Genomic DNA, 15,519 nt, shown 5'->3' with positions numbered 1-15,519 from the left:
GCCGTAAGTTGGTGTCGAATTTAATGGGCTATTTAGACATCAAAATGATATGATACGGCCCCTTCTTCGTTCACCTTAAAGTTTGCATTGAATTCTTTAGCTTTTTCATCTAAATATTGCCTGGCATGGGCTGCGGGCAATTGTGACTGAATTGCAAAGCCTAAAACAGTTACGCGCCCCTGATTTTCTTCTAGCATCTCATAAAAAATCGATTGTAGGCGATCGCTAATTTGTTGATTAAGCGCCTTTTTCTCTTGCCGACTTTGACGGTATAATCCTAATGCTAACCAAGTGCCCAATGTGAGGCTAGGAACGCCAAAAATTAGACGTTCTACCGCAGTATTATCAATTACAGGGGTAGATGCTGGTGGTGGAAACTCAATTGAGCCATCCCAAGCTAAGGGGAGCGTGATTGATTTTTCCGTAGTTGTTTTATTAAAGACCTCTGCTGCTGATAGCATTACCAACATGAATCCGAGTGTCAGTAGCCAACCTGCGGCCAATTTTTCAGCAGTTTTCATAGTTCCACTTCAGATTTACACTTTGCTAGCGATTTTAACCTGACTTTCCCAAAGGTTCCAATATATCAATCTATTCCCAACGATAGTTTTTATGATATTTCTTTCTTGATGTTACCCAATGAGCGCGATCGCAAAACTGAGTACTAAATCAACGTCTACGAATATTAACCGTTGAGATTGTCGAATCGCAGCAAAAGTTTAGTCTTTTTCTTGCTGCGATTATCATCTTACTTACGTGTAGCTTCCAGTAAGCGAGAAAAGTAGAAGCGAGTCTTTGTCATCGCCTTTCGTTGCAATGAAAAGCCATTACTTTCCAATATTCTCACCACATCAGCTTCACGATGCAAATATGCACGAGTTGCTTTACTTGGGCCGGGAAAGAAACTGCCAATTTTTTTGAGTATACTGAGGGCACAGGTTTTAGGGGCAAAACTGATAATTATCCGCGACTGTGCCAAAGAACAGAGATGAGAAATCATCTCATCGGCTTTTCTTGGGGGTAGTGGATGAGAACATCCAAGCAAATAACTGTATGGTAACTCCCACTTAACGATTCCAAATCCTGTACGGCAAAAGTAGGATTTTCAGCATTTTGCAAGGCAAGCTTTGCTCTATCCTTACCTTCTTCCACCATTTTTTCCGAAATATCGGTGGCATAGACTTTGGCACCATCTACCGCTAGGGGGATGCTGAGACTACCGACACCACACCCAGCATCGCAGATTGATAGCTCTGGTAAATTATTATCAGCCTTCAGCCAGCCGAGAACTGTATCTACGGTTTGCTGGTGTCCATTGCGAATGTCTAGTTGGACTTTGTTGACTTCGCCATCGCCGTAAATTCGCTTCCACCGGTCAAATCCGGTGGAATTGAAGTACTCACGAACAATCGTTTTATCGTCGGCTACGTTCATAAACTCTGATTTTTAGGGGTTCCCAATGCTTAAAATTATCATTGATAGGAACCTAGAAGAGCGCTCTTCCAGATTTTTCCAGATATGGGCTGCGATCGCTGTTGGCTCAGGTGATGATATCATTACATGGCAATCGACAAGAGCGATCGGATTGTTAAACTTGCGATCGCACTATGTTCCAATGATGTTGATGAATTAACTCATATCCTCAATAGGATCTTCTGGTGGAGGATGACGGTTAACTACTTTGTCAGCAGCACGAATATTTACAATTCTTTCTCGATTTAAATTTAGTGCAGCTATCGCACTACTCTCGTTTCAGAAGTTTATAATTTAAGTAAAAGTTCTTGGTAGGTAACAATTTCAGTATTTTAAAATCTTTTAATTACTAATAAATCTTGATCTCCTGTAACTAAAAAATTATCACCACTATCTTTTGCTAGTGCTAAAAGATAATTAGCTTTGGCATCTCGACAAAGAGATACTTCTGATGTAATGTTTATAAATAAACCAATGTTTTGCAGAATTTGAATTAATTCATCAACTTTGTTAAACGTGAAATATTTTTGTAACTTAGAGGTTGTTTGAAAAGTTTTTTTATACGCCTAACCCTTGGAGATCCCCCTAAATCCCCCTTAAAAAGGGGGACTGTGATTCCGGTTCCCCCCTTTTTAAGGGGGGTTAGGGGGGATCAACGAGTGCCTAAAATCACACCTAACTACTTTTCAAACAACCTCTTAGGACGTTGAGTAACTACAGTAATTTCTTGTAAAATTTCCTCAGAAATTATTAATTGAATCGTTTGCTCAACCAAAAGATTTTTTAATTCTTTCAATTCCTTGCCAATCAAAAAGCTAATCCAAAGATTAGTATCAATGATTATCTTGGCTACTTTGTTTTCTGGCATAAATCTGAGAACGGACGATTTCTACTTCCTCTGTAATTTCCTCTAGAGATAATTCATTAGTTTGAAATACTTCTAGTAACTGCGTTAACTTTTTATTCAAGGTTTCTTTTTCTAGTTCTTTACTAAGTAACAATTTTTCGGAATCAGAAAGTTGTTTAACTAAAGTAAGAATTTGCTCAAATGTCAAGGGGAGTTGATAGGTATTTTGTAACATAGCTCTTAAATTTATGTTCATCACTATTCCTACACGTTATTTTACCGCCGAAACCAAGCACGAACCCAGCGCCACAACCGACGCAACCACGCCCAAAACCCACGGCGAGAAACTACAGGCGTTTTTGGTTGAGAAAGACGCTCAATTGCGTTGTTGCAATCTTGCACATTAGCATCAAGTCCCATTGCCTGACAAAGTTCGCGGGCGTTGCGATAAGCACCCAGCGCGTCTGATTCGCGATTGACTTTTTCTAGTGCCAAACCTAAATTAAACCAGGCGCTCGCTTCAGAATTGCGATCGCCTATTTCCCTAGCTATATCTAAATACTGCTGCAAGAACTCAATCGCCCGTTGGTACTGCCCCAAAGAGTTGTAAGCATTACCCAAATTAGCTAAGGATTTGCCTTCAGAATTGCGATCGCCTATTCCCCTAGATATTTCCAAAGACTGCTGGAATAACTCAATCGCCTGTCGGTACTGCCCCTGAGATAAGTAAGCAATCCCCAAATTCATTAAGGATAAGCCTTGAGAATTGCGATCCATCGGTTTATAGGGTCTATCTTTACTGAGTATATTATGCTGTCAAACAGAAATAATTTTCCTCAATTCTCATAACAATTCTTCTATGAATGTTTTCCTCTCAGACAACACAAAGAAATAACGAAAAGCCTCCACAGGAGTTTCATTTTTCTCCGAAGACAGCAAAACTTCTTCATGCAACAAGAAAAATTCACTCATCCTATTGTTAAATTTTGTAAATTTGATGTCTTCAAGACTAGAAACCTGATATTTAGATAGCTAAACTAACAAACAGTGCATCTGTACTGTTAATTATTAAAAGTAGATGTGGCGCTATAGGGTGAATGATCCCAGTACAACTTATCCTCAAAAATTTTCTTAGTTACCGTGATGCAAGTTTAGATTTTGGCGGTTTGCATACGGCTTGTATTTGTGGTTCCAATGGTGCGGGTAAATCTTCACTTCTGGAAGCAATCACTTGGGCTATTTGGGGTGAAAGCCGCGCTACTGCTGAAGATGATGTGATCTATTCTGGCGCGAAAGAAGTTCGAGTTGATTTTACTTTTCAAAGTAACCAGCAAAAATATCGGGTGATTCGGACTCGAATTCGGGGCGGTACTAGTGTTCTGGAATTTCAAATAGAAATCCCATCTGGGTTTCGCTCACTCACTGGCAAAGGGGTAAGAGCAACCCAAGATTTGATTTTAGAACACATTAAGCTCGATTATGATACTTTTATTAATTCTGCTTACTTACGTCAAGGTCGTGCCGATGAATTCATGCTCAAACGCCCGACGGAACGCAAAGAAATTTTAGCGGAGTTGTTGAAACTAAATCAGTATGATGATTTAGAAGAACGGGCAAAGGAATCTTCTCGTCAGTTCAAAGCACGAGCTTTAGAGTTAGAGCGCTCTTTAGAGTCGCTGAAAATTCAGCTGCAACAACGCGAGACAACCCAAGCCCAAAGAGTGGAGTTAGAAGCCGAACTCAATCAATTGCAACAGGTGCAAGCTTTTGATAATATTCAATTACAAAGTTTGCAAGTTGTCCAGCACCAGCGCACAAATTGGGAACAACAACTCAATTTTGTAAAGCAACAATACCAAAATCTTACCCAAGATTGCGATCGCCTCCAACAAGAACAATCAGCTATTGGCTCTCAGCTATCAGATTTAGAAAAAATATTACACCAAGAAGCTGAAATTAAAGCTGGATACGCCCAATATCAAAGTCTCCAATCTCAAGAAGAAGCCTTTGCTGTCAAATTTGAAGAATACACCCGCGCCGGGCAAACTCGCCAACAAAAGCAACAACAGCTTACCAAACAAATTCACGAAATCGAACGCCAATTACAACAAGCTCAAGCGCAGTTAGAAGCTTTACAGCAACAAGAGCGAGATATTCAGCAGACTTTAACTAAATCAGGTGAAGTGGAAGCCGCTTTATCACAACTAGCCGCAGCGCGTCACCATGTTGCTCGGTTAGATGAACTGCAAATGCAAGTGACTCCCCTGTTGCAACAACGAGCAACTTTACAAAGCCAACTCGATCGCACTCATGCTGGTTTAGTAGCGCGACTCGAACAACTGCAAAGCACTGAGAACCAATTGCAACGCCAGCACCGCCGTCAACCGCAATTGCAACAAGCGGTAATGGATGTAGCAATCCAGATCGAGGAACTGGAAAAAAAGCGGGTTTATCTGCAACGAGTGCAGGAAAAAGGACATGAAAGACGACACTTTATTGAACGTCTGCAAGCTCATCAACGCGATTATGAAAAACTACTGGGAGAATTAGAGCAGAAATTACAAATGCTCCAAAATCCTGAAGCACTTTGTCCACTGTGCGAACGTCCTTTAGATGAACATCACTGGAGTCGAGTAGTGGAAAAAACCCAGGCTGAGTTAGAAGATACTCAAGGACAGTTTTGGGTAGTACGGGAACAAATGGCTGTATCTGACAGAGAAATTCAGGTACTTAGGCAGGAATATCGAGAAATTTCTCAACAATTGGCGAGTTACGATGGTTTGCATGAACAACGGGGACAGCTAGCAGCCCAGTTAGAAGCTACGACTGATGTCCAACAACAGTTACAACAAATTGCTGCGGAAAAACAACATTTGGAGCGATCGCTCCAAGCTGGTGATTATGCTGCCGATAAACAAGCAGAACTCCGGCAACTAGACCAATATCTGCAACAAGCTAATTATAATGAACAAGACCATGCCCTCGCTCGGAGTGAGGTTGAGCGGTGGCGATGGGCAGAAATTAAACAAGGACAAATTAAAGATGCTACTAAGCGACAAGCGCAACTATTAGCCAGAAAACCAGAATTACAATCCCAAATTGCTCAATTACAACTTAGAATCCAGCAGGATCAGACTGATTCTGAATGTGCTAAACAAATTGCGGCTCTTGAACGGCACATTACCGAAATTGGCTACAGTTCCGAGCAGCACAATAATCTACGGATAGCTGTAAAGAAAGCTCAATCTTGGCATTTGCGCTATCAACAACTACTATCAGCCCAGCAACAGTATCCCCAACTCCAGACGAGATTGCAAGAGTTAGAAGAATCCAGAAGTGCCAGGGTAACGGAGCGGCAAAAACTCGGTGGACAAATTGAAAGTATTATCCAGCAATTACAAGCAACAGCTAACCCATCTGCCCAAATTCAAGCTTTAGAGCAGCAGTTAGGAATCCGCAGACGGCAACTCGATGAGCAGATAGCCAAGTTGGGACGTTTGGAACAGTTGGCGCATCAACTGGAAACGCTACAAATTCAGTATGAACAACAGCAGCAGCAATTACAATCTTGCAAGCAAGAATATCGTGTTTATCAGGAATTAGCGCAAGCTTTTGGTAAAAATGGTATCCAAGCACTGATGATTGAGAATGTGTTACCACAACTGGAAGCCGAGACAAATCAATTGCTTTCGCGGCTGAGTGGAAATCAGTTTCATGTCCAATTTATTACTCAAAAAGCTGGACGCAGTGCTAAATCAACCAAGAAAAATGCCAAGCTGATAGACACCCTAGATATTTTAATCGCCGATTCTAGAGGAACGCGATCTTATGAAACTTACTCTGGTGGAGAAGCCTTTAGAATTAACTTTGCCATCCGTTTGGCACTGGCGAAATTACTAGCACAACGGGCGGGGGCGGCGTTGCAATTGTTGATTGTGGATGAAGGTTTTGGTACACAAGATGCCGAAGGATGCGATCGCTTGATTGCAGCGATTAATGCGATTTCCTCTGATTTCGCTTGCATCCTCACCGTTACCCATATGCCCCACCTCAAAGAAGCTTTCCAAGCCAGGATTGAGGTGAATAAAACTCAAGAAGGTTCGCAGCTAAGTTTGTCAATTTAACAAAATCTGGTGGTTTAACTATTACGCCGTAAGTCCCCCACTGTAATTTGGTACTCCAAGTCAGTGTGGGTAGTTCACGTTGCATATACAAACCCTAAATCATCCGTGAGAATCTCTCTTTATTCTCTCTGCGTCGCGCCAGTTGCTACAACTCTCTTAACCGCAAGGGCGCACTGGCAACTCTATTGCCTCTGCGGTTCGTTAGGAAACTGGAAACTCAAACAAATAATACGAATTATTTTAATTGTATTTTACCCGTGCATCCAGACCATAAGATCGCAGCTTCTTCGTTAGGTTTTCGGCTTGAGTGCGATCGCTAAATGCTCCAGCATTCACAAAATCCCCTAAATTGGATTTCTCTGCAACAGCATTGGGTATATATTGTTGAACTTTACTCAGAGTATCATTACTAGAAATTGGAATTATGACTCTGTAAGGATTACTAGCAACTAATGTATTGCCATTAGTCCCAGGTACAGCATAGCCATTGGCAGGAGGTAATACATAGCGATTAGTCTCAGATTCAGTATAGCTATTGCTAATAGGTACTAAATAACTATTAGCCTCAGTAGAATTGCCCCCAGTGGAACTATTCAACCCTAATGCTTGCCAAGTTGTCCAATCTACATTTCCAGTAGCATTAAGTCGAGAATATTGCTGGAATGCAATTACAGTATCTCTGGTATAATTACTAAAGAAACCATCAGGATTGGTATTAGAGAAACCCAACTGCGATAAACGCTCTTGTACTAATGTGACATTATCTCCGCGATCGCCTACAGTCAGATAATTTCTGCTGGGTTGTTGAGCAATAGATCCACCTGTAGAGACTCTACGCACTGCCTCCAAAACTTGAGCATTGGCGATGCCATCCACAGGTAAGCGATAATTTTGCTGGAATTTAATCACAGCATCTCTAGTTACTGGGCCAATCTTCCCAGTGGGATTAGTATTAAAATAACCTAACTGCCGCAAACGCACTTGTAGTTCTCTGACTTGTTGAGTCGAGAGACTCGATGTCGATCTCCCTTGAATCGGAGAGGAACCTAGCAGTGCATTCCAAGTTTGTTGATTCACAATCCCGTTAGCCGCTATGCGATAATTTCGCTGGAATTTGATGACAGCATCTCTAGTCATTGGGCCAAAATTCCCAGTGGGATTAGTATTCAAGTAGCCTAACTGTCTGAGACGCTGTTGCAACCTTGTCACGGCTGCACCAGTTTTACCTTGAGAAAGAGTAGGATATTGAACATTTGCCACTGTCTGGGGCGCGCTGCGCCTACTCAATCCGCCACTGATATTTCTATTAGAATTTGTACTTTGACATGCTCGTTGCAAAGCTCTTTGAGTATTAGTACCCACAGCCCCAGTAGTAGGTATTCTATTAGCTTGCTGGAATTTGATCACAGCATTTTGAGTCAAGGTGGCAAACTTACCTGTCACTGGGCCGTTAAAGTAGCCTAACTTTTTTAAACACCTCTGGCTACTGCTAACTTCAGATCCATTACTTCCTATTTTCTGAAGTGCTAAAGCTTCCCCAGTAATACTGACGAAACTTGTAATCACTGCTATGGATAAAAAATGCGACACAGCACCGCTAGATAACTTTTTCCAATTTAAAAATTTGAAATTAGCTACGCTAGGAACAACCTTAATGCTTTCAGATGCCTCGTAGACTGAGGCGAGCTTGGTTAAATAGCTATCTACCCCTGTTTTCACTTGTTTTTTCAAGTTGTAACTATACCTAATGATACTACTTTCTCTGTGTTATGTTTACCTTTCTGTATGGTTCTTTACAAGTAATTGACCAAAAGAGGCTGAGGAGATGGATCTCAATACTTGTCGGGTTTTGGGGAAAAGGGGCAAGAAAAACCTTTATCCTTTAAAGTAAGGATCTGGAATCTGAACAAATTCTTCCCATCGTTCAATTTTTTCACGATCATTATACTGAAAATCTTCATAGCTAGTTGAAGCATTACTGATATTGAAAAGTTGAGCAAAATCAGAAACCTGTTTTGCTGCGTGAAAAACTTTATCATGATGCAAGTCATCAATATCAGTATGGTTTTCACCTGTTTGTAAACGTTGCAATATTTCTAGGCTTCTTTGATAGACTTTTTCACGTTCTTCTTCAGAGAGAACTGTCAAAACTTCAGCAATCTCTTCAATAGTTGTTTGATTGTTTGGTAGTTCAGTTAGCAAATCGGCAAATACTTCAGCGAAATGAAGCAATCCCAGCCCCCGCGATTGCTTCGCTTCTCCTGTCGGAGACGCTGCGCGAACGCTCGCAATGACTGTAATTAATTCTGCATGGTTACTTATTTCCTTGTTTCCAGCTAAATCACTTCTTGCCTACTTTGTCAATGTGTAAATCATAGTACTATTAAGTTTGATTGGCTGCGGTTTTGGCAGCATTTTGAAGATATTGGCACAATTCCAGCGAACTTTTTCCGCTTCAGTTTAGCTAAAAACTTTTTTGCCATATCAAAATTTATCAGTAAATCAGACCAGTTAGGCATTGCAAGCAGTGATTTGTACGTGATAAAGCTTGTACAATTATCAAGGCGGTTTTTACTATCAGAATACTTCTCAGGTGTAAGATTTATCGACAGCAAAATTTTTCTCCTTTGTCTTTTTCCATCCTTGACTTGCGGCAAAAATGACCCAAGTTAAGCACTCATATATTGCCATAGATAACTTTTACCCTTATGACTGGAGAGCAAAATCTTGGGAATAGAATTACGCAGTTTCGTATTTCTCGACAGTCTGCAACCTCAACATGCAGCATATATGGGAACAGTAGCCCAAGGCTTCTTACCATTACCAGGAGATACATCACTGTGGATTGAAATCTCTCCTGGTATCGAAATTAATAAGATTACGGATATAGCTTTGAAAGCTGCCTCTGTCCGTCCGGGAGTCCAGGTAGTTGAACGACTGTACGGACTATTAGAAGTTCATTCTAGTTCCCAAGGTGAAACGCGGGCTGCTGGTCAAGCCATTTTAGCGGCATTGGGAGTCCGAAAAGAGGAATGTCTCAAACCCCGTGTTGTTTCTAGCCAGATTATCCGCAACATCGACGCTTATCAAACACAGCTTATTAATCGCACACGACGGGGACAGCTACTACTAGCAGGGCAAACGCTGTATGTATTAGAAGTGGAACCTGCTGCTTATGCCGCACTCGCTGCAAACGAAGCCGAGAAAGCGGCATCAATTAATATCCTTGAGGTTCAAGCTGTAGGAAGTTTTGGACGGCTTTACTTAGGTGGGCATGAGCGAGATATTCTAGCAGGTGCGGCGGGTGCATTAACGGCCATTGAAAGTGTAGCTGGCCGGGCAAATCCTCTAGGCGGTCGTCAGGAGTAAAGGAGAGAAAATGGCAAATCGAGAGCATCTAGCTTTACTGAAAGCAGGTGCAGTTACATGGATTGAGTGGAGAAAGAGAAATCCTCAGATTGAACCAGACCTCAGCGCTGCAAACCTGCAAGGGGATAACCTCAGAGGCGCAAACCTCCAGGGGGTAAATTTGAGAAAGGTAAATTTGGGTAATGCTTTACTGGTGCGAGCAAACCTCAGTGGTGCTGACCTCAGTAGTGCCAACCTCTCACAAGCCTTCCTGGTTGAAGCTAACCTGAGTGATGCTAACTTAAGTGTTGCTAATTTGAGTGGTGCTATACTTATGCAGGTAAATTTGAGTCACGCTAACTTGATTGGAGCCGACTTGAGTGAGGCAAATCTGAGAGGCGCTGCGATCGCTCATGCTAATCTAATTGGAACTGACCTAAGAGACGCTAACTTAAGAGATGCCGATTTAGGTGCAGCGAAGCTAATACGGACTAATCTCTCTTTTGCGAACCTCATTGAAGCTAACTTGATTGAGGCTGACCTGTGCGAAGCAAGTTTGTATGAGGCGGAAATATTAGGAGCTTATCTTTATAAAACTGACTTATATAAAGCTAATCTGAATAAGGCTCGCCTCAGTGGTGCTTACCTATTACGTGCTAACCTAAGTGAAGCTGATTTGAGTCAAGCTGATTTGAGTTGGACTAACCTTAGAAGCGCAAATTTGGCAGGGGCAAATCTTAGAAAAGCGAACCTCAGAGGAGCCGACATTAGGGGAGCTAACCTCAACGGCGCAAATCTTCAGGAGGCAATTATGCCTGACGCTTCAAGACACTATTAGTTAACAATAAAAAGTAATTGGCGTTTCCATTCATTTTCTGAGTTGAAACTAATTCGCGGTAAAAATCACCCAGCATTGCTGATTGGCAGATTAATAGTGGGTATTGGTGACAACTGAAAGCGATTCCCTACTTTTTAAACAGGGAATCAAGCCCCCTTTTTTTAAGGAGGCTTGGGGGATTTTTGGAGAAAATATCACTAATCCAAAGGTATTAAGCCATAATCAGAGATTATAGCGACGAACTCACCGAGATTTAATTAAACAGCAGCAAGAGTAGGCGCTGCAAATTTGGCATATCGCTCGATGTAGAATTCCTTAGAGTGAGCGATCGCTTTCACAGAGTCACGCTCTTTTAAAGCATGTTTCCACTGGCGTAGACGGGTAAATTGCTCTGGTATTCCAAAACCACGATACTGCTTTAGTGCAGCCCAGCGCTCAAACCAGGGGAAATAGGTCAAATCCACCAAACTGATGGATTCACCAAACCAGTAAGGGCCTTCCCCAGAAAGTTTTGCTAAACCTTCGTTTTCAATGAATTCCAGATGTTTATATAGTTCTTGTTTAGCTTCTTCTTGTTTTTGGGAATCTGAACTCCGTAGCAGAGTAGAAAAAGCGGGAACGAATCTGGTGTTAGCAAAATCGATCCAGATGCGAGCTAGTGCCTTATCAGCAGGATTGCTGGGTAACAGTGGTGGATTGGGAAATACCTCATCGAGATACTCGTTAATTACTGCTGACTCCCAAACTCGGTTATCGCCATGAGTTATTGCAGGTACTTTACCATAAGGAGAAACTTTGGTAAAACCTTCAGGTTTATTTTGCAAATCAATCTCAATCAAATCGAAGTCAATGCCCTTCTCTTGAAGTACCAAACGGGTACGGTGAGCATAAGGACAAACAACTGCACTGTATACTTTGATTTGGGCCATGTTTAAGTTCCTTGATAAATAGGACTTGTTAATCGGCATTGGGAATTGAATTTTCATCCAAAATCCCAAATCTTCAATTGTTAATGTTCTGAAGCCCAGTAAGGCTTAGATGTAGCGAAAAACTTCAAACACTAACCAAACTTTGAATATCAGAAGTTCGTAGTAAGGACTTTAGTTCTTAATTTTCTAAGCACGCTTTGTGCTTACTACGTACCAGGCTTTTGTTAGCTTGACAAAATACTAAAGCCAAGGTATCTCTTCAGGTGCATAACGGAAGGCGCGGAAAACTGTATTTTGCTCCCCACGAGTTACCGGCGATTTCTCACCTGGAATATTCCGAGATGCAAAGTGGGGATTAATATATTCCCAAACAATATCTCCTGCAACTGTCACCTCAAATATCCGACCATAAGCACCTTCTGTAATCAAGGTATTGCCATTGGCTAAACGTTGCGCTCCTGATATGTATGCACTAAAGAAATTTTGGGGCGGGTTGTCGGTGTATTCCCAAACTATCTTTTTTGTTTGACGATTTACCTCAATCACACGGGAGAAATTGAGAGCGATGTGACGACGATGTGCGCCATTGTCGAAAATCAGGATATTACCGTTAGCTAGTTCGTTGGGAAAGTGCTGCTGTGCTAGGATATCATCGCCTAACGTCCAAATAATTTCTCCGGTTTTGCGATCAATAATCACAACTGTAGAAATATTACGAAAGCTCACTATAATGTTGCCATCGGCGAGTTCCCCGACGGTATTCCCATGAGTCCATTCGTGTCGATGATCCTGGGGTGTAATTGTAAATATATCTGGATCGAGATGTTCGTGGGCGTGCCAAGTCCAAACAATTTCACCTGCTGGAGTCACTTCATAAAGCACATCAGCATAAATATTCCCATCTGGTTCTGTACCTGCTACGCCACCTTTGATACGGGAGACTAAGGACTGAGGTATCTTTTCAATGGCGAGTAAAATTGTGTTCCCATTAGCTAACCTACGTCCATCGTGATGATGATCTGGATGCTTATACTCCCAGATAATATTTCCTTGGGGATCTGCCTCTAAAACAACGCCACTTTTGAATGCAGCCCACAACGCAAAACGTAGTGGTTCTTCGGGTGGAGTCTTACCGTTATAAAAAAGGTTGCCATTAGGCAAGAGATAACCATATAACCCTGGTGGATATGGCAGATTCCACTGGTGTACAACTTCTCCTTCCAGGTTCAAAAGGTAGACTTCACCTTGACCTGTTAAAGGTGTGAAAAGTGTGTATCCTTTGAATGCTTTTTCGGGATTGTAAGCCTTTAAACCAGTACCCCGACGACGAATAGTATTCTGGTCAACTGATGTTACTGTAAAAGTCATATTCTACCTATTAAACTCTTATGGTGCTGGGTTTGGAGACTGAGCATGAACTATATCCAACTCTTCCAAAATGTCTTTATTGAGAACTACATCTATGCTTGCCAAATTCTCTTTGAGTTGTTCTAGTGTCGTAGCACCAATAATTGTGCTAGGCACAAACCAGCGACTCCGCACGAATGCCAAAGCTAGATGCGCTGGACTTAATTGATGACGTTTGGCAATTTCGACATAAGCTGCTACTGCTTCACTTACTTTTGGTTTTAAGTAGCGTTGACCAAAATTTTCAAATAAGCTAACTCTTGCTTTCTCTGGTTTGCCGTTTAGGTATTTGCCAGTCAAGAAGCCAAATGCTAAAGGACTATAAGCGAGTAATCCAATTTCTTCGTGATAAACTGCTTCTGCTAAGGCTCCGTCAAATACTCGATTTAGCAAGTTGTAAGCATTTTGAATCGAAACAACTTTGGGCAATCCTAACTGTTTAGCAGCGCTACTAAACTGGGCAACTCCCCACGGGGTTTCATTACTCAAACCGATATAGCGAATTTTACCTGCCTTAATTACGTCAGCAAAAACTGCTAGCTGTTCAGTGATAGGAACCGTTTCTCCCACCTGAGTCGGATCGAATACCGTTTGCCCAAATCGTGGCACATAGCGATCGGGCCAGTGAATTTGGTACAGATCAATATAATCTGTTTGTAATCTTTTTAGACTATCATCTACAGCTTGTTTGATATTATCACGGTCAATTGCTTTGGCTCCACCACGTACCCATTTAAAGCCGCGACCAGGCCCAGCAATTTTAGTCGCTATAATAAGTCGATCTCTTTGTTGACGCTTTAACCATTCCCCGATGTAAGTTTCAGTTAATCCATAAGTTTCGCCACTTGTTGGAACTGGATACATCTCCGCCGCATCGATAAAGTTAACTCCCTGGGCAATAGAATAATCTAGCTGCTCGTGGGCTTCTTCAATAGTATTTTGCTGCCCATAAGTCATAGTGCCCAGACAAATTTCAGAAACTTTTAAGTCACTCCTGCCAAGTTGGTTATACTTCATATTTCTGCGTTTTGATTCAGTTGATTGAACAGTAATATTTCTGTTGGAACTTTTGTGAAATGGACTGTTTTGGGACAATCAAATACTACGGTAAATCAATCCAATTACCGTAGTATATCAAAAATCTTCAGATTCTCCTAGAATTAAAACTTAATAAATGTTGATACGGAGTATGTTATTTTGATTCCTTTTGCCAAATGAAGACGGCTACTCATTGCTCAGAAGGAAGATTGTATATACATTAGGACTTACGCACTGTACAAAGGACTCATGCTGTGTAACGTAAATACGTCGTTTCAGGTTTTAAATATACCCAGTTAGCGCGATCGCATTTTCTCAGGATATTTTTGACTAATTTTATTTTTTTTTAATTTTGCTACCAGTAAAAACCTTTGGAAAGAGTAGTGATATAAAATATACTAAGAATATATACAGAGAAAGACCAAGTAATTCTCTGTGAGTACCCATTTTTTCATATAAAAGAGGTGTGTTATGGAATATCTTGCTTATTCGCACATGTTTATTGCTCAAGAAGAGGCATCTGGAAACACCAACTATAATCTGCCTAAATCTCAATTGAGTGCTAAAAAACCTCTTAAATCTTCTGACATAGTTATTACTAAAAAAGAGGCATTTGGAATCAGCAAATCTAAATTCAATTGGAAAAAACTTCTTAAATCTTCAGCTTGGTTAACTTTAGCTGGTGTTGGTGTATTACTGATTGCTGCTGCCCAAATTCAAATAAGTTCGGCTGCTTATGTAAAGACTAACGGCAGTTGTTTGCGTATCCGTACAGGGCCAAGTACTAACTATTCTTATGTGGATTGCGTATCAAATGGCGCAACCCTTCCAGCCATTGAAAAGTATGAAAACGGTTTTGCCAGGCTTTCTACAGGTAAATATGTTTTTGCTCGATGGATTGGTGATAAACCTACCAATTCTCCTACAACTACACCTGGTGGCGTTGGGGGTTCAGTTATTCTTACCCCTGGTTCTAAAGGTCAGCTTGTAAAAGACGTGCAGACAGCTTTAGGTAATCTCAAAGTTGATGGAATTTACGGTCAAGAAACTGTTAGCCGAGTCCGAAGCTTTCAGGCAAGTAAAGGTCTACTTGTAGATGGTGTTGTTGGCCCAGAAACTCGATCGTATCTTGGTATTTAGCCAGAAGCTACCCTTTGAAAATAAGGATATTTAAATAATATTACTAGATCCTTAGAGTACAATACCGTTCAGTTAAGCTCAATATGCTTGATAGAGAAGTGATATCATGTCCGCTTGATTGCTTATTAAACCCGAAGAACCCCACCCCGCCAAAGCTATGCTTTGTCTCCCCTCCCCGCAAGCGGGGAGGGGTTGGGGTGGGGTTCTTTTATTATGGGTAATTTGGCGGACATGATATGAAAGCGTGTAGTGGGGTGAAGCCCTGTCCAATTTAGCGTCTCTACAGGTCTAAAATCAGTACCAAAAATCCTTAACTGAACTGTATTGGTTCATGCCCTGGCGAGATTCTTCAGTGCCATACCAATCCGCCGCAGA

At 41.4% G+C, this 15,519-nt stretch carries 14 protein-coding genes and 2 pseudogenes; 5 read left to right on the top strand and 11 right to left on the bottom strand.

Annotated elements, in window-relative coordinates:
- Positions 1-32 precede the first annotated feature (32 nt).
- Together GTQ43_RS28105 and bchM are read right to left on the bottom strand one after the other, a co-directional pair.
- The gene (locus GTQ43_RS28105; protein WP_265275964.1) at positions 33-521 is read right to left on the bottom strand and encodes a hypothetical protein; all 489 of its coding nucleotides are present in this window, start codon (positions 519-521) and stop codon (positions 33-35) included.
- A gap of 227 nt (positions 522-748) precedes the next feature.
- Positions 749-1,434 (bottom strand): annotated as a pseudogene (gene bchM, locus GTQ43_RS28100) (magnesium protoporphyrin IX methyltransferase).
- A 25-nt stretch (positions 1,435-1,459) separates the two neighbouring features.
- On the opposite strand from bchM, the gene GTQ43_RS28095 reads away from it, so the two are divergent.
- Complete coding sequence (locus GTQ43_RS28095) at positions 1,460-1,633, top strand: hypothetical protein (protein WP_265275963.1); 174 nt, start codon at positions 1,460-1,462, stop codon at positions 1,631-1,633.
- A gap of 172 nt (positions 1,634-1,805) precedes the next feature.
- Here GTQ43_RS28095 and GTQ43_RS28090 read toward each other — a convergent pair.
- The 4 genes and pseudogenes from GTQ43_RS28090 to GTQ43_RS28075 form a co-directional block, all read right to left on the bottom strand.
- Positions 1,806-2,003, bottom strand: a pseudogene (locus GTQ43_RS28090) (putative toxin-antitoxin system toxin component, PIN family); the annotation flags it as partial.
- A gap of 149 nt (positions 2,004-2,152) precedes the next feature.
- Complete coding sequence (locus tag GTQ43_RS28085; protein WP_265275962.1) at positions 2,153-2,341, bottom strand: putative toxin-antitoxin system toxin component, PIN family; 189 nt, start codon at positions 2,339-2,341, stop codon at positions 2,153-2,155.
- Positions 2,307-2,576, bottom strand: coding sequence for a type II toxin-antitoxin system VapB15 family antitoxin (vap15, locus tag GTQ43_RS28080; protein WP_265275961.1), 270 nt, complete (start codon positions 2,574-2,576; stop codon positions 2,307-2,309). Before vap15 ends, GTQ43_RS28085 begins: the two co-directional genes overlap by 35 nt.
- A gap of 20 nt (positions 2,577-2,596) precedes the next feature.
- Entirely contained in the window at positions 2,597-3,097 is a 501-nt protein-coding gene (locus tag GTQ43_RS28075; RefSeq protein ID WP_265275959.1) for a tetratricopeptide repeat protein, read from the bottom strand.
- Between the two features lie 320 nt (positions 3,098-3,417).
- Between GTQ43_RS28075 and sbcC the strand changes: the two genes are divergently transcribed.
- A complete protein-coding gene (sbcC, locus tag GTQ43_RS28070) occupies positions 3,418-6,444 on the top strand; it encodes an exonuclease subunit SbcC (protein WP_265275958.1) in 3,027 nt (1,008 codons plus the stop codon).
- A 240-nt stretch (positions 6,445-6,684) separates the two neighbouring features.
- Here sbcC and GTQ43_RS28065 read toward each other — a convergent pair whose 3' ends face one another.
- Together GTQ43_RS28065 and GTQ43_RS28060 are read right to left on the bottom strand one after the other, a co-directional pair.
- Positions 6,685-8,163 (bottom strand): peptidoglycan-binding protein, encoded by a 1,479-nt coding sequence (locus GTQ43_RS28065; RefSeq protein WP_265275957.1) that lies wholly within the window; start codon positions 8,161-8,163, stop codon positions 6,685-6,687.
- 156 nt (positions 8,164-8,319) lie between these two features.
- Positions 8,320-8,676 (bottom strand): hypothetical protein, encoded by a 357-nt coding sequence (locus tag GTQ43_RS28060; protein WP_265275956.1) that lies wholly within the window; start codon positions 8,674-8,676, stop codon positions 8,320-8,322.
- A 495-nt stretch (positions 8,677-9,171) separates the two neighbouring features.
- On the opposite strand from GTQ43_RS28060, the gene GTQ43_RS28055 reads away from it, so the two are divergent.
- On the top strand, positions 9,172-9,813 hold the full coding sequence (locus tag GTQ43_RS28055) for a hypothetical protein (protein ID WP_265275955.1): 642 nt from the start codon (positions 9,172-9,174) through the stop codon (positions 9,811-9,813).
- A gap of 10 nt (positions 9,814-9,823) precedes the next feature.
- Entirely contained in the window at positions 9,824-10,630 is an 807-nt protein-coding gene (locus GTQ43_RS28050; protein WP_265275954.1) for a pentapeptide repeat-containing protein, read from the top strand.
- Between the two features lie 257 nt (positions 10,631-10,887).
- On the opposite strand, the gene GTQ43_RS28045 is transcribed toward GTQ43_RS28050, so the two are convergent.
- The 3 genes from GTQ43_RS28045 to GTQ43_RS28035 form a co-directional block, all read right to left on the bottom strand.
- Complete coding sequence (locus GTQ43_RS28045) at positions 10,888-11,559, bottom strand: glutathione S-transferase family protein (RefSeq protein WP_265275953.1); 672 nt, start codon at positions 11,557-11,559, stop codon at positions 10,888-10,890.
- Between the two features lie 240 nt (positions 11,560-11,799).
- On the bottom strand, positions 11,800-12,927 hold the full coding sequence (locus tag GTQ43_RS28040) for an aryl-sulfate sulfotransferase (RefSeq protein ID WP_265275952.1): 1,128 nt from the start codon (positions 12,925-12,927) through the stop codon (positions 11,800-11,802).
- 18 nt (positions 12,928-12,945) lie between these two features.
- Entirely contained in the window at positions 12,946-13,983 is a 1,038-nt protein-coding gene (locus GTQ43_RS28035) for an NADP(H)-dependent aldo-keto reductase (protein WP_265275951.1), read from the bottom strand.
- A gap of 492 nt (positions 13,984-14,475) precedes the next feature.
- On the opposite strand from GTQ43_RS28035, the gene GTQ43_RS28030 reads away from it, so the two are divergent.
- Positions 14,476-15,144, top strand: coding sequence for a peptidoglycan-binding protein (locus GTQ43_RS28030; RefSeq protein ID WP_265275950.1), 669 nt, complete (start codon positions 14,476-14,478; stop codon positions 15,142-15,144).
- The last annotated feature ends 375 nt before the right edge of the window (positions 15,145-15,519 follow it).

Source organism: Nostoc sp. KVJ3 (assembly GCF_026127265.1).
Lineage (GTDB): Bacteria > Cyanobacteriota > Cyanobacteriia > Cyanobacteriales > Nostocaceae > Nostoc.
The sequence above is the reverse complement of the archived record's forward strand: the minus strand, read 5'-3'. Positions and strand labels throughout refer to the sequence as shown.

What these genes read in the sequence shown, in the direction of transcription:
- GTQ43_RS28050 (WP_265275954.1), top strand. Translation starts at nt 9,824, where the DNA reads ATGGCAAATCGAGAGCATCTAGCTTTACTGAAAGCAGGTGCAGTTACA.
- vap15 (WP_265275961.1), bottom strand. Translation starts at nt 2,576, where the DNA reads ATGAACATAAATTTAAGAGCTATGTTACAAAATACCTATCAACTCCCC.
- GTQ43_RS28045 (WP_265275953.1), bottom strand. Translation starts at nt 11,559, where the DNA reads ATGGCCCAAATCAAAGTATACAGTGCAGTTGTTTGTCCTTATGCTCAC.
- sbcC (WP_265275958.1), top strand. Translation starts at nt 3,418, where the DNA reads ATGATCCCAGTACAACTTATCCTCAAAAATTTTCTTAGTTACCGTGAT.
- GTQ43_RS28105 (WP_265275964.1), bottom strand. Translation starts at nt 521, where the DNA reads ATGAAAACTGCTGAAAAATTGGCCGCAGGTTGGCTACTGACACTCGGA.
- GTQ43_RS28040 (WP_265275952.1), bottom strand. Translation starts at nt 12,927, where the DNA reads ATGACTTTTACAGTAACATCAGTTGACCAGAATACTATTCGTCGTCGG.
- GTQ43_RS28095 (WP_265275963.1), top strand. Translation starts at nt 1,460, where the DNA reads ATGCTTAAAATTATCATTGATAGGAACCTAGAAGAGCGCTCTTCCAGA.
- GTQ43_RS28030 (WP_265275950.1), top strand. Translation starts at nt 14,476, where the DNA reads ATGGAATATCTTGCTTATTCGCACATGTTTATTGCTCAAGAAGAGGCA.
- GTQ43_RS28035 (WP_265275951.1), bottom strand. Translation starts at nt 13,983, where the DNA reads ATGAAGTATAACCAACTTGGCAGGAGTGACTTAAAAGTTTCTGAAATT.
- GTQ43_RS28085 (WP_265275962.1), bottom strand. Translation starts at nt 2,341, where the DNA reads ATGCCAGAAAACAAAGTAGCCAAGATAATCATTGATACTAATCTTTGG.
- GTQ43_RS28075 (WP_265275959.1), bottom strand. Translation starts at nt 3,097, where the DNA reads ATGGATCGCAATTCTCAAGGCTTATCCTTAATGAATTTGGGGATTGCT.